The sequence below is a fragment of the uncultured Jatrophihabitans sp. genome (genome assembly GCF_964246335.1).
Lineage (GTDB): Bacteria > Actinomycetota > Actinomycetes > Mycobacteriales > Jatrophihabitantaceae > Jatrophihabitans.
Genome location: NZ_CAXTQF010000055.1, coordinates 1 through 23,847, shown reverse-complemented (window position 1 = coordinate 23,847; position 23,847 = coordinate 1). Strand labels below are relative to the sequence as shown.

The following is a 23,847-nucleotide window of genomic DNA, read 5'->3' as shown; positions in this document are numbered from 1 at the left end:
GGCCACCCGCGGCCACCCGCGGCCACCCGCGGCCACCCGCGGCCACCCGCCGAAACTGCCGCAGCTGCCGCCGGCGGTCGCTCACGTACGGGTCTTGGGGTCGTGCCGCCCAGGCACCCGCGGGCACCTACATAGGGGCCTGGAGAAACGCCAACTTCGCGTCGCCCAGGCGACCAAAAGTTCGCGTTCACCCCCGGTTCGCTAACTATCGGTCGCTCGGGCGACAAACAGTTGGCGTCTTGCCGAGACCATCTACTCGATCCCTGGCCCTCAGCTACGCCGGTAAGCACCGCACCGGCCGCACCGGCCGCACCGGCGCCGCATCGCACCGGCGCCGCATCGCACCGGCGCCGCATCGCACCGGCGCCGCAGCGCACCGGCGCCGCATCGCACCGGCGCCGCAGCGCACCGGCATGGACCGGCGCGCGCCGGTTCAGTCCGGTAGCACCGTCTGCACGCCGAAGAACGCGCCGCTGCGCACCAGCAGCCCGCGTCCCGGAACCGGCGGTGCGCCCACCATCGAGCGCTGCAGCCGGATGCCGAACAGGTCGCCGTCGCCCTGGCTCTGCGGCGCGAACAGGATGCCCGAACGCGATTTCTTGATCGCAACCGCCGGCCCGCGGTAGGTGCTGGCCATGTCCTCCAGCGCGCCCGCCGCGATGAGCAGGCTCTCCTTGTCCCGCAGCGCGTCGACGTGCTCACCGATCGCATCCGCCAGCATGCCGTCCAGGCCCAGCATCTCCAGGTCGTCGACGATCAGTGCGCTGTGCTCGGCCTGCGCGAGTTCGGCCAACGCGGCGATGATCTCGTCCTCGGGGGTGTCCAGGGTGAACAGCTTCGCCTCGTCCGGCAGCCCGGTGCGCAGCGGGCTCTGCCGCGGCGTGATCACGACCGTCTGCCAACCGCGGGCGAGCACGTCCTGCGCGACCGTCTTGAGCACCGTCGAGCGGCCGGTGCGCCGCGGTCCGCCGATGAGGATGCCCGGCCCGTGCTCGATCGGGTCGAAGCCGTAGAGGGTGAGCGTGTCGCCGCCGACGGCGACCGGGATCGAGATGGTGTCCTCCGCCTCGACCGGGCCGTTGTCCAGCGCGCGCGCCTCGGCGAGCGTCATGCGTGCGGGCAGTGCGTCGACGCGGAACGGGCGCAGCGCAGCGGGCACGTCCTTGGCGCGTTCGCCGGCCAACCGGCCCAGCTCCTGCAGCGCCTTGACCTGCGCCGAGCCGGCGACGTCCTCGGCCAGCAGGGCGACCTGCGTCTCCCGAGTGCCCTCGGAGCGAAAGCCGCGGCCGGCCGGCATGTACTCGGGCACCTCTTTGGCCTTCAGCCCGATCGCAACGAAATCGCCCGGGTCGACGAGGCGCAGCAGGATCTTGTCGTCGATCAACGTCGACATGCGGCCGGTCAGCGCCGTGCGGTCGCAGCTGACGATGACCTTGACCCCGACGCCGGTGCCCTCCTGCAGGATCTGCTGCCAGTTGTCGATCAGCACGCCGGCGTCGACGCCGTCGTAGGCCGCGAGGAAACCTTCCCACCGGTCGAACAGCACGACGAGATAGGGCAGCCGGTCCTGCGACGCGGTGGCGGCGCGCTGCTCGGCGACGTCGGCGAAACCGTGCTCGGCGAGCAGCTGCTGGCGCTCGGAGATCGCGCTGAGCAGCCGGGTAGTCAGCCGCGACAGCCGGTCGGGCTGGTCGCGGGTGACGACCGCGCCGGTGTGCGGCAACGCGAGCATCGGCAGCAGGGCGTTGTTGCCGCAGTCGACGCCGTAGAGGTGCACGTCGGTGATGTCGGCCTCGCGGGCCACAGCGCCGGCGAAGGCGCGCAACGCCGTGGAGCGTCCCGAGCGCGGCGCACCCACGAACACCAGGTGCCCGCCGGTCACCGGATCCCACGTCGCCCGTGAGCGGGCCTGCTCCGACGGGATGTCGACGACGCCGAACGTCAGCGGCGCCATGTCCGGACGGTCCGGCGTCGTGAAGTCGAGTTCGTGCGCGTCGTCGAGGGTGAGCGTCTCGGCCAGCGGCGGCAGCCACGGGCTCGGCGGGGTGTCGACGCCGGCCTGTTCCGCGGCCGTCTGCAATGTGGCGACCAGCGTGGCGAGGTCGCTGGGGATGCTCATGTCGTCCTCGTCGTCGTCCGCCTTGGCCGGGGCGGGCGCAGACATGTTGGCCCAGGCGAACGGCCGGGAACGGACGGCGCCGCGACCGCCTTCACCGCGGGGACGGCCCCCGACGCGTGAGGACTGGAACGGCAGCAGGCTGGAGTGGCCGAGCCGGGCGTATGCGCGGCCGGGCACCGACTTGGAGATCGTCACGGCGTCCCCGGACTCGATGACGTCGGAGCTGTCGTTGTCGTCGGTGACGCGCAGCGCTATACGCAGGTTGGTGTTCGACTTGATCTCCGCGCTGACCACGCCGGCGGGCCGCTGGGTGGCCAGCAGCAGGTGCACGCCGAGCGAACGGCCGCGGCGGGCGATGTCGACGAGCCCGACGACGAAGTCCGGCAGCTCGGCGACCAGAGCTGCGAACTCGTCGATGATGATCATCAGGCGCGGCATCGGGGCGTCGTCCGGCCCGCGGCCGGCCAGGTAGTCCTCGATGTCCTTCGCGTCGGCGCCGGCGAGTTGGTGCTCGCGCCGACGCAGCTCCGCGCCGAGGCTCTCCAAAGCACGCGTGGTGAGGTGGCCGTCGAGGTCGGTGACCATGCCGACGGTGTGCGGCAGCCGCACGCAGTCCTTGAACGCGGCGCCGCCCTTGTAGTCGATCAGTACGAAGGTGAATTCGTCCGGCCGGTTGCCGTAGGCCAGCGACGCGATGATCGTCTGCAGCAGCTCCGACTTACCGGAACCGGTCGTGCCGGCCACCAGACCGTGTGGCCCGTCCCGGCGGATGTCGATGGCGAACGGCCCGTCGAGACCCTCGCCGATGACCGCCGACGTCGTCCGGCCGCCGTTGCGCCACCGCATCGCGATCGGTTCGGGGTTGGGCTCCTCGATGCCCAGCACGCTCAGCAGCCGCGACGACGTCGGCAACGAGCCGGACAGGTCCTCGGTGCTGACGTCGCGGATCGGCGCGAGCGCCCGGGCGACGCGTTCGCACCACGAGATGTCGACCAGGTCCGGGCGCACTGCCTCGATGTCCTGCTGCCCGGTCACCGAGAGCCGCAGTAATTCCGACTGCGGGTCGGGGAAGGAGATGACGGCGCGGCACTCCTCGGGCAGCTGACGCTGGTCGGCGTCGAGGCAGAGGAAGTAGACGCCGTTCGGCGGGCCGTCCTGCAGCAGCGACACCATGCCGGGCAGCAACCGGATGCGCCGTGCGCCGTCGAGCACCACGAGCACCGGTTCGATCGGCAGCTCGCGCGTCCTGCTGCCCTCGGCCGCGGCCCGGCGCGCCTGCACCCGTGCGATCAGGCCGCGCACAACCGCCTGCACCGAGTCGTCGTCGTTGCCCGTCGCCGAGATCGGCCCGGCGTCGTCGGCCACCCGCGAGTGCGGCAGCCACCGCAGCCAGGACCATTCCGGGCCACTGTCCTTGTCGGCGAGCAGCACGATCTCCAGATCGGCGGGGGAGTGCAGCACGGCGGCCTGGGCGACGATCCACCGGCCGACGGCGCGGCGCAGCATGTCCGGTCCGGAGATGCCGGTGACGCCCGCCTCCGCAAGTGGCACCGCCACAGGCACGTCCGGCGCCGTCCAGGCGATCGCGGCCTCGTGCGACTCGCGGTTCTTGTCCTCCATCGTGATGTCGCTGCGAACGTCGGACGTGCCGACGCGCGCCGACAGCCAGTCAGGATCCGTGCGCCGACGCTCCCACAACCGCATCCGCGGGCCGGTGGCGGTGACGAGCAGGGTGGCGGGGTCCGCGAGGTCGCGGCGGCGCAGCGCGCGTTCGGCGACCAGCGCGTCGTAGGCGTCCTGGCGCACGATGCGGATGCGCCGCGCGTAGTCGGCCATCTCCTTCTTGTAGCGGTCGCGGGCCTGCCGCCGACCGGAGGTGAACGTGGACACCGCCATCACCGGCATCATCGCGATGAACAGCAGCGAGAACAGGCTCTTGGTGTAGAAGTACATGCCGACCGCGAGCACGGCGGGCATCAGGACCATGACGATCGGCAGCGGCTGCTTCTCCGGCTTGACCGGTTCGGTCGGCAGCACGAACTTGGTCTCGCGCGGTGGTGGCAGCAGCCGCGGCGGGCGGTTGTAATCGAGCGTCAGGCCGCCCTGGGTGAACGACAGCGATGCGTCCGGCGCCGTCACGCGAGACAGCTCGAGCAGGATGGGGCCGATCACCAGCGCCTGGCCCGGTTGCCATGTCATCGGCGCGTCGAGCGGGCGCCGGTCCAGGTGGACGAGCGGGATGTCGGCCTGCGGGTCGATGTTGTGCTGCATGTCCGAGACCAGCTGCGCGGGCTCGGGCAGCCGCTCCTTGCGCCACCAGTGGTGCTTGATCTCCGGCGGCCCGCTCTCGCTCGGGATGACGATCGGTCCGGTGAGGGGGAAGGTGCGCCGCGGGGACGGCACCGCCTGGCCGGCCACCGACGGGTCGGGCGTGACGGTGACCGAGCCTGCGATATCGACGTCCAGCCGGCAGGCCACCGGCGGCAGCCACGGGTCGTCGAGAACGATCGCGGAGTCGCGCCCGGAACCTACGACGTAGCTGCCGGCGGCCAGGCGCTGGACGCGACCCGCGCCCCGGCCGCCGGAGATGCGGATCTCGACCGCGCCCGCCGGCTCACGCAGCACGTCGGCCAGTGGCGCGCCGACGCCGACGATCGCCCCGTGCCGCAGCGGGCTGGCGTTGATGCGCTCCGTTGCGTCGAGCGGGCGGCCGTCGAGGAACAGGGTCGGCGCGGTCTCCTGCGCCGGGTCGTCCCGGACCAGACCGAGCGTGCGGCCGCCGGTCGGTTGGGTAAGGGCCGCGGTGCGGACGTGCAGCTGTCGGGCGAGGTCGCGCGAGAGGTCCTCGACGACGGCGTCGTCATCGCAGTCGACGGCCAGGTCGGTCGGCATGCCGTCGACAACCGCGGTGAGTAACAGGCGCACGGCAGACCCTCTCGTCGATGCAGGTGCGATAACGGTAACGCCAACCACACAGGTACGCCGGTGTCCGCGGCATTAACGCCGTCGACCCCGCAGGCCGACGGGCCTGCGGGGTCGAGCAGCTGGGTGTCGGGTCAGATCCGGTCGGATTCGCCCGTCGCCTCGGCGATGTTGTTGTGGTTCGACCGCACGTTCTGCGCGGCGCCGGTCAGGGCCGTGTGCAGGTGGTCGAGGTTCTTGCGGTACTCCTGCCAGGAGTTGCGGAAGTCGTTGGCGTAGTTACCGGTCCACACGGCGCTGTGCACGCCCTTGTCGACCGCCGACTTGATGTCGATCGCCTCGCTGGCCTTCTGGTTGAACGTCGTGTGCAGGGTGCGCAGGGTGCTGAGTTCGGCACCAACTGAACCGCCGGCCATGATCACTCCTCGGGTCGTCGCGTGGTCGCGAATTGATGTTGTGAATCGACCATAGCGACGCGGTGCGGGGGTGGGTCAAGACGAAAAGCCGATCTTGCCGGTGCTGCGCGCGAAGGTTGCCGGTACAGCCGCCCCGAACACCCGGAAGGCCCGGAAAACGGGGGGTTCGTTCGCGCAGAGCTTGCCGGTTCGCACGGCCGATCTTGCCGGTCCGCAGGCGTTAGAACCGGGCTCGGCCCGGTATGTCCCGATCGATCAGCAGACGTCGGATGGTTACGCCGATCAGGCGAAATTGCCGGTTCCCGAGCCCGACATTGCCGGTCCGGTCCCGGCCACCCCTGCCAGCTCCCGTGAAGACGGTTCGTGACGCGGGCGAACCTTGCCGGTCGCAGTCGCTGATCTTGCCGGTCGAGGTCGCCGATCGTCCAATAGCCTGGAGGTAGATCGTTTGGCTATGACGATTCGAGCCTGGGGTGGACACGGATGCAGGACGTTCTGGTACGGCAGGATGCGCTCGAGGCGCTCGTGCGGTGTATCGCCGACATCGGGCCACCGAACTGGATACAGACCTACGCGGCGTTCGAGTACAAGTCAGCCGACGGCGAACCGAGCTTCACCTGGCTGCTGGTCGGCGTGGTCAACCACGGGGTCACGTGGGGTTTCGGCCAGTTCGACCAGGACCCACAGGTGTACGACCTCGCGATGGCCTACCACGACATGTTCGACGACCAGGGCTGGACGAGCCTCGAGCTGAAGGTGGACTACGACGGCGAGTTCCACGCCGAGCACGGTTACGGCCCGGTGCCGCCGGACACGTTCGATCCGGCGCTGATGAACCGGCTGCAGCACTACGGCGAGACGTGGACGCGCGAGCACGGCCCGGCGCCGCACCAGGGGGCGAGATGACATGACGCAGATCCCGAATCCGTACAAGGCCGCGCTGGAGCAGGCGCGCCCAGGGGTTACCGCGGAGGCGCACGCCCTTGAACGCGCTCTGCAGGGCGCGATGTCGGCGATGGCCGCGGGGGCGTGGCAGTCGTCGGTGGCTACCGAGTTCGAGCACGGCCTGAAGGCCAAGAAGAGCACGCTGCACACCGCAGGCGAGTCGGCCGTGCAGGAGATCAACGCGAAGATCAACTCCGAGCACGACATGGTGGACGCGAACTCGTTCCAGGCGCACTGGGCGAAGTTCAGCGCCATGGCGAGGTATTAGACATGGGAATGTGTTCGATCAACGTCGCGGAGATGCGTTCGTTGGTGAGTTCGCTCGAGTCGGCGGAGTCGACCGTGCGCTCGAACGTCGGGCTGTTGCAGTCGACGCTGTCCGAACTGATGCTCGAGCCCGGCGAGGTCGCGCGGGCGACGCCGGTTGCGTCCTGGGTGAGCGACGAGTTGGTGCCGACCCGCCGTCGGCTGGCGATGGCCGAGGCGTTGCAGGCCGCCACACCCAATCGGTCCAACTACGTCAATTTCGACGAGTCGGCGATTTCGAAGTTGACCCCGGCCCAGGCGGCGGTCAAGGCCAAGCAGGCCGTCAACGACATGAAGACGGGCAACACGAAGGCCCTGCTCGCGCTGCTGTCCACCGAGGGGTACGACCCGTACTTCGCCAAGGTGTTCGCGCAGCAAACCTCGCCGAAAGCGCTCGAGGAGTACATCCGCGACAACTTCGGCAGCGACGGCCGGTTGAACGGGGACGTCGACGCGAGGCAGTACGAAGAGGTCCTCACCGGTCTCGGCCAGACCCTCAGCCTCGCGACCCGCGGGACGGGTGACCTGTCGCTGGGCAAGAAGTGGACCGACAACTACGTCCGGTGGATGACGATGCCGCCGGAGGGTGCCGACGAAGCCGTGAACGACCGCCGCTACGACCTGGGTGGCCGCGGCGTGCTGATGATGATCATGGCCCGCGGCAACTGGTCCACCGCGTTTCTGAAGCACGCGACAACGGTGATCAAGGCGTTCGATAAGGACCAGAACGACGACGTGTTCTGGTATCCGCCCGCGAGCATGGGCACGGCTGTCACGCCGCAGGGCAAGACCTTCACCGACCCCATCGTCGCGCTGATGTCGGCGCTCAGCCACAACCCGGCGGTCGCGAAGTGGGCGTTCACCTCGGGCAAGACCGTCGAGGTGCCGCTGCACGGCAAGAAGGTGGCGGTCAATGCCTTCCTGCAACACGTGCTGTCGCGCGACTACGAGTTCGGTGGCTCGAGCACTCCCTTACTGGCACTGCAGGCGGCGATCAACGGCGACAAGACCAGCCCCGTCATGCTCGACGTGCGCACCCTGTCCGAGTCGGCGAAGGAGGCGAAAGCAGAGCGGGACGCCGAGCCCTGGTACGAGAAGTGGGGCCACGACATCCTCAATGTGATCGGGCTGATTCCGTTCGTCGGCGATCTCGCGAACGCGCCGAACGCCGCGTGGTACGCGGCCGAAGGCGACTGGGCCGACGCCGGGATCACGACGGCCGGCATGATCCCGTTCATCGGCGACGCGGCGCTCGGCGGCAAGCTGCTGTCCGACGGGTCGAAGCTGGCCAAGGTGCTCAAGGTGCTGCGCATCGGCGGTCTCACCGAGAAGGAACTGCGCGACGGCGTCGATCTGTCCAAGCTCGAGCAGGAGGTCAGCGGCGCCGGCGCAGTGATCAATTTGACCGACAAGGCGGCACTGGAAGAGGCCCTGAAGACGCCGCATCCCGGCATCTCGTACGAGTTCGACGGCATCCGCTACACGACCGATGCCGATGGCAACCTCAAGACGATCTCGGGCAACGCCTTCACGTCCGGCAAGATGACACCCGCGCAGCTCGATGCGGTGCACGGTGCGATCCGCTCGCAGCTGCAGCGCGAGGCGGACGGGGCATGGAAGGCGGCAAGCGACCCGACCTCCGCGCGGTGGCAGGCCTACGAGGCCGCGCACGGTGGCAAACCCCCGAGTGCCGCAGTGCAGGGCACCTGGGCCCACACCGACCTGAGCAGCGCTGTGGGGGCGCGGTTGCAGAAGACGTTCCCCCCGGGCAGCGGTTACCGGGTACAGAGCGAGATCTCGTTCGGCGACAGGGGACAAGTAGTTTCCCCCGGCGCGAAGGGTTCGGTACGGCCAGATGTGATCGTCGAGCGTGAAGTCACATTGCCGAACGGTAGAACGCAGTGGAAGGTCGACCGCGTCTACGACCTGAAAACCGGCAACGCGAAGATCACCAACAAGTGGGCCCGGACAGTCGAGCAGCGAACGGGTGTTCCGCGATCGAAGATCCAAGAAATCAAGCCTGGGCCATAGGCGGGTTTGCATCGAGGAGGATGAGGGTCGTGGCAGGGACAACATGGCAGGCGGCCTGGCAGCAGTTGGTTCAGGATGTCGCAGACGGCAGTGGTGGCGAGTGGACGCGGGCAGGTAAGCGCGGTACGGCTCGTCTGGTGTTCGGGCGGGTGGGTTGGTGGCTGAGTTCGGTTGCGTTCGGCCATCGCAGCGGCGGAGAGGGATGGCTGTTCGCAGCGCATCAGGCGTTGGTTGAGCCGTGGGCGCCGGTCATCACGTTGCGACAGGACGAGTACACCGGTGACGATCTGCCGTCCGGCGGGTACGCGCCGTTGAGTGACGTGGCGGCTGATCAGTTGGCGATCTGGATTGCGGGACCGGCGCGGGCACACTTCATCGACGAAGGTGCATGGGACTGGGTCGAAGCGCACACAATCATGTGGGAACAGGCGCCGGAGGAGGTCCCCCGTACCTGGCCGGCTCTGGCGGGCTTGCGGGTGATTGCCGACGCGGGTCCCGCGCTGCCCGTCATCGACGACACGCTCGCTTTGGAAAGTGGCGACGACCCTTGGCCTGAGCAGGAGCGGTCGTGGTGGGAGCAGTTTCGCGACGTCGCGGCGTCGGAATCACGCTCCGATCAGTTGCGGTGGTTGGACGCGCGGCGCCGCGAGACATTGGCGGCGTTGGGTGTGCCTGAGTCGATCATCATCGACGTGCTTGCCGAGGACGGTGGGTAAGTCTCGCCGGGTTGGCTTCCGCACTCTCGCCGCAGTCAGGCCGCGGGGATGTCGTCGAAGAGGGTGTTGCGGACGGGTGTCTGTGCCGGGTCGATCCAGACGGGTGGGATCCAGTACGGGATGCCGTCGATCATGACGGGTCGGTAGCCGAGGCGTTGTTGTTCTCGGTGGTGGTAGCGGCATTTGAGGGCACCACCGTCGACGCAGGTGGTGTGGGTGTCTTCCCACCTCGGTATGTGGTCGACCTGACACCTGCCCGGTGGCTCGTGGCAACCGGGGAAGGTGCAGCCCCTGTCCCGCGCGGCGATCACCCTTCGTTGTTGTTCGGTGAAGATCCGCTGCGTGGTGGAGTAGTGACTGATGGCCTTGACGCTGTCGACCACCACCGCCAGCACTTCCGCGTCCCCACCGGACCAGCCCTTGATGGTCCGGACGGGGACGGTCGCGCCGTGCCCGGTCCGCGCCAGGCCGGCACCGGTGAGGTATTGGTCGGCGGTCATGGTCACCACGATGGTCGCGGAGACGCCGTTGTTGGACGGCACCATCCCGCCGCGGACCGCCGCTTCGAGGAGGTCGAGCAGCGCGTCGTGGGCGCGTTGTTCGGGCCGGCGGGGGTCTTTCACCCCGTCGACGGCGGGGCGGGGTGCGGCGGCGGTGTCGAAGAAGGTCAGCAGCCGTTCGGTGCATTCCTCGCTGAGGTGACCCTCGATGCGGCTGGACCCGTCGCGGTGGCGGATCAGCCACAGCCCGCGCCGCCGCTGCACCGCGTCGGGGTCGGTGAGGGTGCCGTCCGGGTTCAGGTGCGCCACGATCCGCTGCGCGATCACGCCGAGTTGTTTCGGGCCGAACGACGCGGCATACCCAACGAGGTCTTTCTCGACCTGGTCACCGTGCACCGCGGCAACCTGGTCGGGCAGGTCGTCGATCGTCTTCTCGATCAGCCGGGCCTGCCGCTCACTGACTACCCCCGCCGCTTGTCCGGCGGCGACGTGGGCGAACACCGGGCCCAGCGTGTCACCGGTCAACCCGGTACGCGGACCCGCCGCCGCAGCCGCCTGGACTCGCTGGTGCGCGGTGGTGCCGTCCACGCGCAGCATCCGTTCCAGGAACCGCCCCGTGCTCTTGCAGCCATGCAGGTGCGGCAGCCCGCGCCGCTCGGCCTCGTGGATCAGCCGGTAGTCCGCCGAATCCAGGCGCCGGCGCAGCCGTTCCATCTCTTGCAGGCTTGCGAGCACTTCGTCATCGGCATCCCGGGTCACGTCCATGGTCAACAAGTCGTCCAGCAGCGTGTGCGCGGCCGCGAGCAGACCCAGCGCCTGCCCCGCTACCAACGTATCGCTCATGTATTCGATTCTATCGAATCGACCGCCCGTTGACAACCCTCTACCCCAACAAACACGGGGGGTACAAGCACATGAGCGAAGCGTGACCGGCAGCCGAGAAGCACACCGAACCAGCCGGACAACTCCCTCGTCGCTGCGCTCTTGGACTCGCTTGGCCAGAGCGCGGCGCAAGCCAAAAACTTTGATCAAATACTCATGACTGCCCGTTTACGCGCAAAGTCATTTCTCGCGCACGTACTTGCTACGGCACCTCACCGACGATGCAGTCCGCGCCTAATTCGGTCACATCAGACAGCCATATCGTGATCAAAGGGACCACACAGCTGGCGTCGGTGAGATGCATCGAACAGGCGGGCATATCTGAGGGCGCCAGGCGCGTTCCACCCACTCGAAGACACGGATGGACGACGACGCTGCGGCACGAAAAACGCGCCGCCTGGCAGGACAAGCTTTCGTACGAAGGGACCCCCGACCATGACCGCAACTCTGGACCGGCAGTCGCACCGCGACGCCCTCACCTTCCGGCTGGCCGACCTGCGCGCGCAGCGCGATCAGGTGCTGGCCGAGATCACTCCGGCCGGTGTCGGCGACGACGCCGACCGCGCCACCAACGTCGAGGGCCACGTGAACCTCGCGGTACTCGACGAGCGCATCGTCGCGGTCGAGGTGGAGCTGAATGAAACGGCGGCCGGCCGCAGCGCCGCAGACGGCACGGTGTCCGTCGGTGACGTCGTCACCGTCGACTTCGGCGACGGCGCGGAGACCTTCCTGCTCGGCTCGGTGGAGGCCGCCAGCGACGGGCTCGACGTCATCACGCCGGGCAGCCCGCTCGGCCGCGCGTTGCAGGGCGCAAGTGCCGGCAGCACGGTGAGCTACTCGCCGAGGCCGCGGGTGAACCTCGACGCCAAGGTCATCGCGATCGACTGAGCTGCGCGGCCAGGGCGCGCAACGCCTGCCCACGGTGGCTGATCGCGTCCTTGTCCGCGGCGCTCAACTGCGCACTGGTCTCGGTGTGGCCGTCTGCCACGAAGATCGGGTCGTACCCGAACCCGCCGTCGCCACGGGGATCGCGGATCAACCGCCCCGGCATGCGGCCCTCCGTGACGATCTCGCCGTCCGCGTCGAGATACACCACCGCGCACACGAACGCCGCGCCTAGCCGCTCGTCGGGCACGTCGGCCAGCTGCGCGAGCACCAACTGCAGGTTGGCGGCGTCGTCGTGCGCGCCGGCCCAGCGGGCGGAGAGCACGCCGGGCATGCCGTTGAGCGCGTCGACGGCGAGGCCCGAATCGTCAGCGACGGTCGGTAGGCCCGTGTGCGCGAACCCGGCCTGCGCCTTGATCCGCGCGTTGTCGACGAACGTCGCGCCCGACTCGGGCACCTCGTCGTAGGACGCGACGTCGTCCAGCCCCAGCACTTCGACGGACGGCAACGCCGGCGCCAGGATGCGCCGTAGTTCGCCGAGCTTCTTCGCGTTACGGCTGGCGAGCAGGACCTGCGAAGTCACGAACCGAGTGCCTGCTGCTGCGCGCGAGCGAGGTCGGCGCAGCCGGCGACGGCGAGATCGAGCAGCGCGTCGAGCTCGTCGCGGCGAAACGGCGCGCCCTCGGCGGTGCCCTGCACCTCGACGAACGCGCCGGCGCCGGTGACGACGACATTCATGTCCGTCTCGGCGCGCACGTCCTCCTCGTACATCAGGTCGAGCCGCGGTTCGCCGTCGATCACTCCCACGGACACCGCCGACACCGAGTTGATCAGCGGTTCGGGCTGCGCCAGCGCATTCTTCTCACGCAGCCACGCCACGGCGTCGGCCAGCGCGACGTAGGCCCCGGTGATCGCGGCGGTGCGGGTGCCGCCGTCGGCCTGCAGCACGTCGCAGTCCAACGAGATCGAGTTCTCGCCGAGCGCGGAGAGGTCGATCGCTGCGCGCAGCGACCGGCCGATGAGACGCGAGATCTCGTGGGTACGGCCGCCGATCTTGCCGCGCACCGACTCGCGGTCGTTACGGGTCAGCGTGGCCCGCGGCAGCATGGCGTACTCCGCCGTGACCCACCCCAGCCCACTGCCCTTGCGCCAACGCGGAACGCCCTGCTGCACGGAGGCCGCGCACAGCACCTTGGTCTCGCCGAACTCCACGAGCGCAGACCCTTCGGCGTAGGCCTGCCAGTTGCGGGTGATCGTGATCGGTCGGAGCTGATCGGGGGCGCGGGAATCCGGGCGCGGCATGCCCCGACCCTAGCGACGCGCCCGGACGGACCGATCGCGTGCCCTCCTGAGTTGACATGCGCGCAAGACGGCGTTCACTGCGAGCATGCGTAAACGGGGTATTGGCGGGCTGCTGTGCGCCGTCGCGGTCTTCATCGTCGGTCAGCCCGGCGCCGGCGCCGCGGACAAGCCGAAGCCGAACGTCGACTCCTTCTACACGTCACCCTCGGCCGCGAAACTCGCCCACCTCAAACCTGGCTCCGTGATCCGGACACGTCCGATCACCTACCACGAGACGTCCGGTGTCCCGGCCACCTACAACGGCGTGCAGCTGCTCTACCGCACGACCACCGAGCTCGGGAAGCCGACGGTGACCGTGACGTCGCTGATCGAGCCGCACACGACCACCCACCAGCTGGTCAGCGATCAGTGGTTCTACGACGCACTGCAACCCGGCTGCGACCCGTCCTACTGGCTGAACAACGGCGGCTCGAGCGACGGCGGCACGAACCAGGACGAGGGGCCGCTGGTCGGGACCTTCCTCGCCGCCGGCCAAGCCGTCGTGATCTCGGACTACGAGGGCGAGGACCTCGCCTGGACCTCCGCCCAGCAGGAGGGTTGGCAGACCCTGGACGGCATCCGCGCCGCACTGAACTACACGACGAGCAACACGGACCCGCTGACCGGGACCGTCGCGCTGCCGAGCGACACGAAGGTCGGGCTGATCGGGTACTCCGGCGGCGCGATCGCAGGCGAATGGGCCGCGGAACTCGCACACTCGTACGCACCCGACGTGAGCAAGCGGATCGTGGGCACGGCCCTCGGCGGCGTGTACGTGTACCCGTACCACAACCTGCAGTACATCAGCGGCTCACCGAAATGGTCCGGCGTCATTCCCGGCGGCCTGCTCGGCACGGCCCGCGGTTTCGGGATCGACAGCGACAAGTACGCCAGTGCGTACGGCAGGAAGCTCGCCGACGACGCGAGCAAGGTGTGCATCGATCAGCTGCTCAGCAAACATCCCGGGCTGAAGTACTCGCAGCTCGTCAAACCCCAGTACGCCGACTTCGCCAAGGTGCCCGAGTTCGTGCGGGCGAACAACAAGTCGATCATGAGCACGGGTGGCACCCCGACCGCGCCGATGTACATCGCGCAGGGCGTCGACCCGGACCCGACCGGCCCGCAGGGGGAGATGACGCCGCCGAGCCCCAAGTACGGCCCGGGTGACGGCGTCATGCTGATGCGCGACACCGAGGCCCTGGCCTACACCTACTGCCACCGCGGCGTCCCTGTTCAGTACCAGGTGTTCAACTCAGGACACACCAACACCTTCCTCAGCTATTTCCCGACTGGTGCCATCGGGTTCCTGAATGATCGGTTCGCAGCGGTGACGGTGCCGACTCCAGCAACGAGCAGTTGCTCCACCCTCACCCCGGGCAACTCGCTCAAGCCGCTGCCCGTGCCGCCGAGCGATCCCTCGTCGGCGTCCTCGCACCGCTCCTCGTCCGGCAGTGGCAACCGGGTCAGCAACGGCTCCACGCCGGCGGCCAAGTCGGCCACCGACGCCATTGCGAGCACCGGAACCCCGACGGGGCAGCTGCTGCTGTGGGCGACGCTGCTGCTCGGCATCGGCGTGGGGCTGCTGTGGGTCGCCCGGCGACCGGCGGCTGCCGCGGTGGCGATCGTGGTCCCCCAGCGTCTGCGGCCGAGGCCCACAGCGCGGCCGCTCCCCTATCCCCGGGAGCACCGGCGCACCTGACGCCGCACCGCTGACAGCGGCAGCCAGCCGCTGTCAGCGCCGTGCACGCACCCTGCCAGCGATCCGGGGCAGAGTTCTAGACATGACATACGCAATCGAGGCCGAAGGGCTCACGAAGCGCTTCGGCGACACCCAAGCACTCGCCGGCATCGATCTGGCTGCGCGCGAAGGATCCATCCTCGGCGTGCTCGGCCCGAACGGCGCCGGCAAGACCACCGCCGTCCGCATCCTTGCCACGCTCCTGCGCGCGGACGCGGGATCTGCGCGGGTAGCCGGCTTCGACGTCGCGAGCCAGCCCGAGCAGGTGCGCCAGCAGATCGGCCTGACCGGTCAGTTCGCCTCGGTGGACGAGGACCTGACCGGCGTCCAGAACCTCACCATGATCGGCCGGCTGCTCGACCTGACCCGCCGCGAGGCACGCCAACGGGCCGACGAGCTGCTTGCGTGGTTCGACCTCACCGAGGCCGCCGGGCGCATCGCCAAGACGTACTCCGGCGGCATGCGGCGGCGGCTCGACCTCGCCGCCTCGCTGGTCGGCCGCCCGGCGATCGTCTTCCTCGACGAACCGACCACCGGCCTGGACCCGGCCAAACGCGAGGCCATGTGGGGCGTCGTCCGCAACCTGGTCGCCGACGGGTCGACGGTGCTGCTGACCACGCAGTATCTGGAAGAGGCCGACGCACTGGCCGACGAGATCACCGTCATCGACCGTGGTTCGGTGATCGCCCATGACACGCCGCTCGGGCTCAAACGCAAGATCGGCGGCCAGCGGCTGACCGTCCGCCCGGCCGAGCCGGAACGCCTCGACGACGTGCGCTCGGTGCTGAGCACCCTCAGCGACAAGCCCGTCGAGACGAGCGGGCGCGACGAGCTGAGCGTGGCCGTCACCGACGACACCGCGCTGGCCGCAGCGGTGAGCCGACTGCACACGGCCGGCATCACCGTCACCGAGCTGTCCCTGCACCTGCCGAGCCTGGACGAGGTGTTCTTCACCATCACCGGCCGCCCGGTCGCATCCACTGACGAGACCACCGACGAGGAGGACGCAGCATGAGTCAACCCCACACAATCGCTCCGCAAAGCACCCTCTACGACTCTGCGAAGACCCCGGAAAAGCTTGCTCCCGCCCTGACCAAGTCCGACGCACCCGCTCCCCCGGCCAACCGCACGCGCAACACGCAGTCGACCGCGCGTGGCTCCAGGGTCCGCCGCAGCGTGCGGCACGCGTTCGTACTGGCCATGCGCAACCTGATCAAGACCGCCCGCACACCGGAACAGCTGATCGACGTCACGATCCAGCCGATGATCTTCCTGCTGTTGTTCGTGTACGTGTTCGGCGGCGCGATCGGCGGCGGCGATCGCCACGACTACCTGCAGTACCTGCTGCCGGGGCTTCTCGCGCAGAGCATCGTCTTCGGCAGCATCGCGCTCGGACAGAACATGAACGCCGACATCGACAACGGCGTGTTCGACCGCTTCCGGGCGCTGCCGATCGCCCGGTCGGTGCCGCTGGTCGGCGCCGTAGTGGCTGACTTCGTGCGCTACCTGCTCGTCTGCGTCATCACCCTCGGCTTCGGTTACGTGCTGGGGTTCCGCGTCCAGACGAACGTGCTCGCCGCCCTGGGCGCGGTCGCCCTGGCTATCGGCTTCGCCCTCTGTTTCTGCTGGGTGTCATTGTGGGTCGGCCTCAAGGCCCGCAATGCCGGTTCGGTCCAAGGCATCATGTTCGTCCTGCTGTTCCCGCTGTCGTTCGGCAGCAGCATCTTCACGCCGACGAAGACCATGCCGGGCTGGCTGCAGGCGTGGAACCACGTCAACCCGATCACCAAACTCGTGGACGCGATGCGCGGGCTGCTGATCGGCGGCCCGGTCGGCACGAACGTCCTCTGGACGCTCGTCTGGATGGCCGGCCTGCTGCTTGTGTTCGTGCCGCTGGCGATGCGGGCCTACAAGCGGCGCTCGTAGAGCTCAGCTCGTCGGACGCAGGCGCTCGACCGCGGCTTCGCGGTCGAGCGCCTTGCCGCGTTCGTACTCGGTCGCAAAGGTGCCCGCACCGAGTTCGGCGATCAGGTCGCGGCGCAACTGCGCCACCTCGATCGCCGTCCAGTCGTCGCTGCCGCGCAACCTGGCCGCCGCCCCGAAGACCTGCGCAGCGGCGACGGGATCGCCGCACGCGCGGCGGTGGTCGGCAAGGGCGACACCGACTATCGCGAGCACGGGCGAGTCGTGGGTGTCGACGCCGGCGGTGTAGGCGCGCGTCGCGATCTCGCCGGCACGCTCGGGCTCGCCGTCCGCCATCGCCTGCTGCATCTCGTCGCTCAGCAGCATCGCACTGATGTGCGCCGCGGCCGGATGGCCTTCGGGCAGCGTGGCGAGTGCAGTCAGCGCCTGCTTGTGCGTCCGGCGCGCCGCATCCTCGTCACCGGCGCGCCGCTCGATGCCGCTGGCCACCACCAGCGCGAACACCGCCTCCATCGTCGATCCGGACTCCTCGGCGCGCACGGCCACCTGCTCGGTGTAGCGGCGGGCGGCCTCGAGGTTGCCGCGCCGCAGCTCCAGGTCGGCCAACCGGCTGAGCAGGAAACCTTCGTCGTCGTGCGAGCGCAGCTCCTGGGTGAGCGCCAACGCTTCTTCGTACGCCGTCGCACCGGCGTCGAGGTCACCGTCGAGCACCGCCAGCTGCGCGACGATGCGCAGGCTGTTGGTGATCCCCCACCGCTCCCCGATCGCCCGGAACGCGGTCAGCGCCTGCTGCCCCGCGGCCCGCATACCCGCGACGTCGCCCTCGTTCTCGGCGAACGAGGCACGGAACATGCCGGCCGCGGCCCGCGCCCACGGATCGTCGGACTCAGCCGCCTGCTCGATGTAGTCCGCCGCCAGCTCGGGCAGATCGGCGAAGTAGGCAACCGCCGGGCGCAGAAGGTGGATGGACGAGTTGCGGCCGGTCGTGTCGACGTCGCGCAGCTGCTCGGCGAGTTGCGCAAGGTCACTCTTGTCCTCGGCGCTGGCGTGCACCTCGTTCGTGGCACCGGCCGCGACGTTGAGCGTCAGCAGCGCCCGCGCGATGAGGGTCAACTGCGGGTCGGCGTCGCCGGGCGTGGACAGCGCTTCGCGGACCCAGCCCGGCACGTCCGCGTGATTTCCCAGCAGCATCGCGGCCGCGCTGAGCCCGATCGCGATGCGCAGGGATCCGTCGGCGTCCCCGTCGTCGCAGCGAAAGCGCAGGGCGCTCAGGATGTTGTCCTGCTCGTCGGCGATCTTCTTGAACCACGGCAGCTGGTCGCCCTGCGTCAGGTGCGGCTCGGCGGTCGCGAGCAGGTCGGCGAAGTAGTCGGCGTGCCTGCGCCGCATCTCGACGAGCTCGCCGCGCTCACCGAGCTGGTCCATGCCGTACTCACGGATCGTTTCGAGCATGCGCAGCCGGACCCCGTCGGCCACCGGCGCGAGCAGTGACTTGTCGATCAACGAGGCCAGCAGCTCCGGGACGTCGGCGGGGGTGTCGCTGACCGCCGCCGCGGACTCCGCGGTGATGCCCGAGCCGAAGACCGACAGCTGCTCGGCGAGCGTGCGCTCGGGCGCACTCAGCAATCCCCAGCTCCACTCGACGACCGCGCGCAGCGTGCGGTGGCGTGGCAACGCGGTGCGGCTGCCGCCGGTCAACAACCGGAACCGGTCCGAGAGCCGGGTCGAGATCTCGCCGACGGGCAGCGTCCGCAGCCTGGCCGCCGCGAGCTCGATCGCAAGTGGCAGGCCGTCGAGGCGACGGACGATCTCGATCACGTCGGCGATCGTGGTGTCGTCCACCGAGAAGTCCGGGCGTACCGCCGCGGCGCGGTCGGCGAACAGGCGCACTGCGGGGAACTCCAGCGCCTCGGCCGCGCCGGCGTCCGCGGCGGGTTGTCCGAGCGGCGGAACCGCCAGCAGCGTCTCCCCGGTGATGCCCAGCGGTTCGCGGCTGGTGGTGAGGATGCGCAGCTGCTCGTTGTCGGCGAGCAACTGGTCGGCCAGGCTCGCCGCCGCCTCGATGACGTGCTCGCAATTGTCGAGGATCAACAGGCTCTGCGTGCCGGCCAACCCTTCGAGCAGCCGGGCGAGAGCATCGCGGCTTGCCGGTGGCGCGCCGCGGCGCTCAATGAGGTGGGTCTCGCGCAGGCCCAGCGCGGCCACGACGGCTTGCGGTACGTCGGCGCCGGAGCTCACCTGCGCGAGTTCGACGAGCCAGGTGCCGTCCGGCGCGTTGTCGGTGCAGCGAGCTGCGGCTTCGCTGGCGAGGCGCGTCTTGCCGGCGCCGCCGGGCCCGACGAGCGTCACCAGCCGGTTCTGCTCGAGCGTCTTGGCGATGCGCGCGACCTCGGCGTCGCGGCCGACGAAGCTGGTCAGCTGGGCCTTGAGGTTGGTCCGCCGCGGTGCCGCCGGCGCCGTGGCCGCGAGCTCCCCGCGCAGCACGGCCAGCTGGATCTGCTGCAGCTCCGCCGACGGGTCGACGCCGAGCTCGTCGGCCAGCTGTACGCGCACCCGTTCGTACGCGGCCAGTGCGTCGGCCTGCCGGCCCGCGATCGCGAGCGCACGCACGAGCTGGCCGGCCAGCCGTTCGTCGAGCGGGTGCTCGAGCGCCAGCGCCTCGAGCTCGCCCACGAGCGTCGGCGCCTGTGCCGGGTCGCCGGCCAGCAGCGCCTCGGCGCGATCGCCGCGCACGCCGAGCCAGAGCCGGGTCAGCTGATCGACCCGCGCCGCGAGCGCATCGCCGAACTGCACGGCGTCCACCAGCGGGTCGCCGCGCCACAGAGCGGAAGCGGCGTCGAGATCGCGAACGGCCGTCGCGTACTCGCCGGCCCGCACGGCCGCGCCGCCGGACGCGGCGAGCGCGGTGAAGGCGTGCAGGTCGACGCAGCCGGGATCGACCTCGAGCCGATACCCCGCCGGGGACTGCGTGATCGCGCTCGGGCCGCCGAGCGCACGGCGCGCGCGCGAGACGAGGGTCTGCAACGCGTTGGTCTCCTCCGCAGGAGGCGTGTCGCCCCACACCGTCTGCGCGAGCGGGCCGAGCGCCACCGCGCGACCGGCGTCGACGGCGAGCCGCGTCACCAGCGCACGGACCCGCGCACCGGCGATCGCCACCGGCCGCCCGTCGTCGTCGGCCGCCTCGAGCGGTCCCAGGACGGCGAGTTGCATGCGTCAACTGTGGCATGGGTGCACCATCGGCCTATGGACAGCAGGACGATTCCGGTGGGGACCGGCTCACGCGCAGGCGTCTACGACCTGACCGACGAGTGCGCGCAGTTCCTGCGTGACACCGCGAGTGGTGGCGCGGAAGGGCTGCTCAGCGTGTTCGTCCCACATGCGACCGCCGGGCTGGCCATTCTCGAGTCCGGCGCCGGCAGCGACGACGACCTGTTGCGCGCCCTCGACGACCTGCTGCCGCGCGACGGCCGCTGGCAGCACGAGCACGGCAGTCCGGGGCACGGCCGCGACCACGTGCTGCCCGCGTTCCTGGCGCCGTCGATGACCGTCCCGGTACTGGCCGGGCGGATGCAGCTGGGCACGTGGCAGTCGGTGTGCCTCGTCGACACGAATATCGACAACCCGGAGCGCAATGTGCGGTTGAGCTTCCTGGCCGGCTGAGCAGCCTCAGATCTCGTAGACGGCACCGGCCGTCGCGACGTCGAGCACGCCGTCGAACGCCGTCGCGGCCTGCTCGCCGGCGACCTCTCGCGAGTTCCACGGCGGGACGTGCGTGACGATCAACCGGTCCACGCCGGCCCGGTGCGCGTGCTCGCCGGCCTGCCGGCCGGTCAGGTGCAGATTCGGGATGACCGTCTCGTCCGGTCCGACGGACGCCTCGCACAGCAGCACGTCGGCACCCTGTGCGAGCTCGACGAGCTCGGGTGATTCGCCGGTGTCGCCGGAGTAGACGAGCGAGCGACCGCCGTGCTCGACGCGCACCGCGTTGGTCGGCGTCGGGTGGTTCATCGGCGCATACGACATCCGGAACGGGCCGAGCTCGCCGAGCGTGGCGGTGTGGAAGGAGAACAGCTCTTGCGTTCCCGGCTTGCGGGCCATCGGGTCGTACGCGGTCTCCAGCCGGTCGCGGGTGCCGGCCACGCCGATCAGCGGGATACGCCGGTCGCCGCTGCGGAAACCGTCGCCGCCGTAGCGCAGCCCCACGACGTAGGCGGTGAGATCGATGCAATGGTCGGCGTGCAGATGGGACACGAAGATCGCGTCGACGTCGCCCGGTGACACGTGGTGCTGCAGCGCCCCGAACGCGCCGTGCCCGAGGTCGATCAGCAGCCGGTAGCCGTCGGCCTCCAGCAGGTAGCTCGACGCCGGCGAGTCCGGGCCGGGAACGCTGCCCGAGCAGCCCACGACGGTGAGTTTCACCGTCCGGACCCGACCGCCGCGGCCGCGCGCACCGCAGTGGCACCGGCAAGCTGCGGGCCGAGGAAGCGCCTACTCAGCCGCGCGAACGGCTCGGCCGGCCCGGTGGCGCGGAACTCGTGCTGTGGCGGGGTGGCGTCGTCCGGACGCAGCAGGTCGGCGGCCAGCAGCGTGCGGTAGACGTCCTTGGCCGTCTCCTCCGCGCTGGACACGAGCGTCACCGAGTCACCCATGACCACCGACAGCAGGCCGGTCAGCAGCGGGTAGTGCGTGCAGCCCAGGACGAGGGTGTCGACGCCGGCCGCGTTGAGCGGCGACAGGTAGGACTCGGCGAGGCCGAGCAGCTGCCGCCCGCTGGTGATGCCCCGTTCCACGAACTCGGCGAAGCGGGGGCACGCGGCCGCGGTGACGTCGATGTCGGACGCCGCAGCGAACGCGTCCTGGTACGCGCCGCTGGTCACGGTGGCGGTGGTGCCGATGACCCCGACGCGGTTGTTGCGGGTGGCGGCGACGGCACGGCGTACCGCCGGCAGGATGACTTCGACGACGGGCACGTCGTAGCGCTCGCGGGCGTCGCGCAGGCAGGCCGAGCTCGCGCTGTTGCACGCGATCACCAGTGCCTTGACGCCCGACGCCACGAGGTCGTCCATGACCTCCAGCGCGTGTGCACGGACCTGCGCGATGGGCTTCGGCCCGTACGGCCCGTTGGCGGTGTCGCCGATGTAACGCAACGACTCGTGCGGCAGCTGGTCGAGCACGGCGCGGGCGACGGTGAGGCCGCCGACCCCGGAATCCATCATGCCGATGGGAGCGTCGATGCCGGGCACGCGCGTCACAATACGGCGCGCCGCGGCGAAAGCCGGGAGTCGCGCCCGCGCGGGTGCAGCGCCGCACCGGCCACCGCACCGCCGACGAACCCGCCGAGGTTCGCCTGCCACGAGACGTTCGAGTGCAGCGACGGCAACAGCCCGGCCAGCAGCGTGCCGTAGAAGAACAGCACCGCCGCGGCGACGAGGATCCACTTGATGCGCCGCGAGAAGATCGCCCGCGCGAGCAGGTAGCCCATCCAGCCGAACACCATGCCGCTGGCCCCGACGAGCAGTGCACCGGAGGGTCCGATGAGCCACGTGATCAGACCGCCCAGCAGCACGACGACCGCGGTCACCACCGCCCAGGTGCGCAGCCCCGCGACCATGACGACCCAGCCGATGAGGATCACCGGCACCGTCTCGCTGCCCATGTGCGCGGCGCTGCGGTGCAGGAACGGTTGCGTCGCGATGCCCCACAGCCCGGCCACCGCGCGCGGGCGGATGCCGAACCGGTCGAGGCCGTGATCCTCCGTCAGGTTGATGAGTTCGACGGCCCACAGGATCGCGGTGAACACGCACATCAACACGATGGCGCCGATCCAGGACCGCGCGTCCAGCCAGCTCGGCACTGCGCGGGTGCGGCGTTCGTCTCGCTGTTGCGTGCGGCCCGGCTGCTGGTCGGCGGCCCGCTCCTTGGCGGCGGCCCACCGCTCACCGAGGCGTGACCGTCCGCGCTGCGGCGGGGTGGACGCTGCCGGGGAGTGCGCTGCCGGGGGTTGCGCTGCCGGGGGCGCCGGTGTGGCCGGTGTCGCCGGTCGCGAGGGCATGGGTCGCCGCTCGGGCACGCTCACACGCCGAGCGTAGTTGCCGCTTCGCGCAGTTCCGCCGACCGTGCACCGCTGGCAGGTGATTTACGGCGTGTTCCCCGGCACGCGGTGCACGGTTGCCGGGGCCGCGGTGCTCACCGGCGCACAGGGTCACCATCGCCGGCACCGTAGCGCCGGCGCGCGACCCCTGCCAGGATCGGCGCCATGCGCGTCGACATCCGCCACAACCCGTCGTTCACCGTCGCCCGCTGCGTCCTGGCGCCCGGCGAACCCGTCCGCGTCGAGGGCGGCGCGATGATCGCGCACAGCGCCGGCGTGCAGCTCGACTCGAAGGCCGAGGGCGGCGTGATGGCCGGGTTGAAACGCAGCGTCCTCGGCGGCGGCTCGTTCTTCGTCACCACCTACACGGCTCCCCAGCAGGGCGGCTGGGTCGACGTCGCGGGCGTGCTGCCCGGCGACACGGTCTCCATCGACGTCACCCCGGACCAGCCGTTCTTCCTGCGCCGCGGCAGCTGGATCGCCAACTCCTACGGCGTGCAGATCGACACGCAGTGGGGCGGCATGGCGAACCTGTTCGGCGGCGAGGGCGGGTTCGGCTTCCGGGCGAGCGGCGAGGGTCAGGCGCTGGTGAGCATCTACGGCGCCGTCGACGTCATCGATCTCGAGGAGGGCGAGGCGGTGACGATCGACACCGGCCACGTCGTCGCCTACGCCCTCGACATCCGCTTCCAGATGCGCAAGGCGGCCCCCGGCGTGATGCGCTCGCTCAAGTCCGGCGAGGGCTGGGTGTTCGACTTCTGGGGGCCGGGCCGGGTGCTGCTGCAATCGCGCAACCCGGAGGCCTTCGCGCACTGGGTGGCCCAGGCCGTGCCGCAGGAGCAACCGCGCGAGGGCATCGGCGGCCTGGGGGGCTTCGGCTCGGGCCGTGGCGGCGGGTTCGGCAGCCTGTTCAGCTAGGCCCCACCCACAATCCCCGTTGATCAACAGCAGGTATGGGCTGCCCTGGCGACCAGAAACTGCTGTTGATCAACGGAAGAGGCGGGGCGGGGACTGAGGCTCGAGGTCGGGGAC

At 70.0% G+C, this 23,847-nt stretch carries 20 protein-coding genes; 11 read left to right on the top strand and 9 right to left on the bottom strand.

The window, feature by feature from the left end:
- Nucleotides 1-433 precede the first annotated feature (433 nt).
- Nucleotides 434-5,044, bottom strand: coding sequence for an FtsK/SpoIIIE domain-containing protein (locus tag ACFFCN_RS14445; RefSeq protein WP_375492705.1), 4,611 nt, complete (start codon nucleotides 5,042-5,044; stop codon nucleotides 434-436).
- A gap of 131 nt (nucleotides 5,045-5,175) precedes the next feature.
- Nucleotides 5,176-5,457 carry a hypothetical protein gene (locus ACFFCN_RS14440; RefSeq protein WP_375492703.1) on the bottom strand — a complete coding sequence of 94 codons (282 nt, stop codon included), beginning with the start codon at nucleotides 5,455-5,457 and terminating at the stop codon, nucleotides 5,176-5,178.
- Between the two features lie 70 nt (nucleotides 5,458-5,527).
- Here ACFFCN_RS14440 and ACFFCN_RS14435 point away from each other — a divergent pair, with 70 nt between their 5' ends.
- The 5 genes from ACFFCN_RS14435 to ACFFCN_RS14415 all read left to right on the top strand — a co-directional run bounded on the left by ACFFCN_RS14435 (nucleotide 5,528) and on the right by ACFFCN_RS14415 (nucleotide 9,455).
- Complete coding sequence (locus tag ACFFCN_RS14435; protein WP_375492701.1) at nucleotides 5,528-5,824, top strand: hypothetical protein; 297 nt, start codon at nucleotides 5,528-5,530, stop codon at nucleotides 5,822-5,824.
- Nucleotides 5,825-5,940: 116 nt separating this feature from the next.
- Nucleotides 5,941-6,363, top strand: a complete 423-nt coding sequence (locus ACFFCN_RS14430; protein WP_375492699.1) for a hypothetical protein — start codon at nucleotides 5,941-5,943, stop codon at nucleotides 6,361-6,363.
- Between the two features lies 1 nt (nucleotide 6,364).
- A complete protein-coding gene (locus ACFFCN_RS14425; protein ID WP_375492698.1) occupies nucleotides 6,365-6,670 on the top strand; it encodes a hypothetical protein in 306 nt (101 codons plus the stop codon).
- A 2-nt stretch (nucleotides 6,671-6,672) separates the two neighbouring features.
- Complete coding sequence (locus ACFFCN_RS14420; protein WP_375492697.1) at nucleotides 6,673-8,739, top strand: hypothetical protein; 2,067 nt, start codon at nucleotides 6,673-6,675, stop codon at nucleotides 8,737-8,739.
- A 29-nt stretch (nucleotides 8,740-8,768) separates the two neighbouring features.
- Nucleotides 8,769-9,455, top strand: coding sequence for a hypothetical protein (locus ACFFCN_RS14415; RefSeq protein WP_375492695.1), 687 nt, complete (start codon nucleotides 8,769-8,771; stop codon nucleotides 9,453-9,455).
- Nucleotides 9,456-9,490: 35 nt separating this feature from the next.
- On the opposite strand, the gene ACFFCN_RS14410 is transcribed toward ACFFCN_RS14415, so the two are convergent.
- The gene (locus ACFFCN_RS14410) at nucleotides 9,491-10,798 is read right to left on the bottom strand and encodes a DUF222 domain-containing protein (protein ID WP_375492693.1); all 1,308 of its coding nucleotides are present in this window, start codon (nucleotides 10,796-10,798) and stop codon (nucleotides 9,491-9,493) included.
- Nucleotides 10,799-11,272: 474 nt separating this feature from the next.
- On the opposite strand from ACFFCN_RS14410, the gene ACFFCN_RS14405 reads away from it, so the two are divergent.
- Nucleotides 11,273-11,725: a GreA/GreB family elongation factor gene (locus tag ACFFCN_RS14405; protein ID WP_375492691.1), complete on the top strand. Its 453-nt coding sequence runs from the start codon at nucleotides 11,273-11,275 to the stop codon at nucleotides 11,723-11,725.
- Here ACFFCN_RS14405 and rdgB read toward each other — a convergent pair.
- Nucleotides 11,709-12,305 carry an RdgB/HAM1 family non-canonical purine NTP pyrophosphatase gene (gene rdgB / locus ACFFCN_RS14400; RefSeq protein WP_375492689.1) on the bottom strand — a complete coding sequence of 199 codons (597 nt, stop codon included), beginning with the start codon at nucleotides 12,303-12,305 and terminating at the stop codon, nucleotides 11,709-11,711. The two genes, ACFFCN_RS14405 and rdgB, sit on opposite strands and share 17 nt — an antisense overlap.
- The gene (rph, locus tag ACFFCN_RS14395; RefSeq protein ID WP_375492688.1) at nucleotides 12,302-13,024 is read right to left on the bottom strand and encodes a ribonuclease PH; all 723 of its coding nucleotides are present in this window, start codon (nucleotides 13,022-13,024) and stop codon (nucleotides 12,302-12,304) included. Before rph ends, rdgB begins: the two co-directional genes overlap by 4 nt.
- A gap of 85 nt (nucleotides 13,025-13,109) precedes the next feature.
- Between rph and ACFFCN_RS14390 the strand changes: the two genes are divergently transcribed.
- From ACFFCN_RS14390 to ACFFCN_RS14380, 3 genes are all read left to right on the top strand, one after another.
- Complete coding sequence (locus ACFFCN_RS14390; protein ID WP_375492686.1) at nucleotides 13,110-14,762, top strand: lipase family protein; 1,653 nt, start codon at nucleotides 13,110-13,112, stop codon at nucleotides 14,760-14,762.
- An 82-nt stretch (nucleotides 14,763-14,844) separates the two neighbouring features.
- The gene (locus ACFFCN_RS14385) at nucleotides 14,845-15,816 is read left to right on the top strand and encodes an ATP-binding cassette domain-containing protein (protein WP_375492684.1); all 972 of its coding nucleotides are present in this window, start codon (nucleotides 14,845-14,847) and stop codon (nucleotides 15,814-15,816) included.
- A complete protein-coding gene (locus ACFFCN_RS14380) occupies nucleotides 15,813-16,727 on the top strand; it encodes an ABC transporter permease (protein ID WP_375492682.1) in 915 nt (304 codons plus the stop codon). Before ACFFCN_RS14385 ends, ACFFCN_RS14380 begins: the two co-directional genes overlap by 4 nt.
- A gap of 3 nt (nucleotides 16,728-16,730) precedes the next feature.
- On the opposite strand, the gene ACFFCN_RS14375 is transcribed toward ACFFCN_RS14380, so the two are convergent.
- Nucleotides 16,731-19,934 (bottom strand): BTAD domain-containing putative transcriptional regulator, encoded by a 3,204-nt coding sequence (locus tag ACFFCN_RS14375; protein WP_375492680.1) that lies wholly within the window; start codon nucleotides 19,932-19,934, stop codon nucleotides 16,731-16,733.
- Nucleotides 19,935-19,967: 33 nt separating this feature from the next.
- Between ACFFCN_RS14375 and ACFFCN_RS14370 the strand changes: the two genes are divergently transcribed.
- Nucleotides 19,968-20,384 carry a secondary thiamine-phosphate synthase enzyme YjbQ gene (locus tag ACFFCN_RS14370; RefSeq protein WP_375492678.1) on the top strand — a complete coding sequence of 139 codons (417 nt, stop codon included), beginning with the start codon at nucleotides 19,968-19,970 and terminating at the stop codon, nucleotides 20,382-20,384.
- Between the two features lie 6 nt (nucleotides 20,385-20,390).
- On the opposite strand, the gene ACFFCN_RS14365 is transcribed toward ACFFCN_RS14370, so the two are convergent.
- The 3 genes from ACFFCN_RS14365 to ACFFCN_RS14355 are packed head-to-tail and all read right to left on the bottom strand — an operon-like array spanning nucleotide 20,391 to nucleotide 22,800.
- The gene (locus ACFFCN_RS14365; RefSeq protein WP_375492676.1) at nucleotides 20,391-21,143 is read right to left on the bottom strand and encodes an MBL fold metallo-hydrolase; all 753 of its coding nucleotides are present in this window, start codon (nucleotides 21,141-21,143) and stop codon (nucleotides 20,391-20,393) included.
- Nucleotides 21,140-21,940 (bottom strand): glutamate racemase, encoded by an 801-nt coding sequence (gene murI / locus ACFFCN_RS14360; RefSeq protein WP_375492706.1) that lies wholly within the window; start codon nucleotides 21,938-21,940, stop codon nucleotides 21,140-21,142. The genes ACFFCN_RS14365 and murI overlap by 4 nt, the downstream gene beginning before the upstream one ends.
- A 32-nt stretch (nucleotides 21,941-21,972) precedes the next feature.
- Nucleotides 21,973-22,800, bottom strand: a complete 828-nt coding sequence (locus tag ACFFCN_RS14355) for a rhomboid family intramembrane serine protease (protein ID WP_375492674.1) — start codon at nucleotides 22,798-22,800, stop codon at nucleotides 21,973-21,975.
- A 180-nt stretch (nucleotides 22,801-22,980) separates the two neighbouring features.
- Between ACFFCN_RS14355 and ACFFCN_RS14350 the strand changes: the two genes are divergently transcribed.
- The gene (locus ACFFCN_RS14350) at nucleotides 22,981-23,733 is read left to right on the top strand and encodes a TIGR00266 family protein (protein ID WP_375492672.1); all 753 of its coding nucleotides are present in this window, start codon (nucleotides 22,981-22,983) and stop codon (nucleotides 23,731-23,733) included.
- Nucleotides 23,734-23,847: the final 114 nt, after the last annotated feature.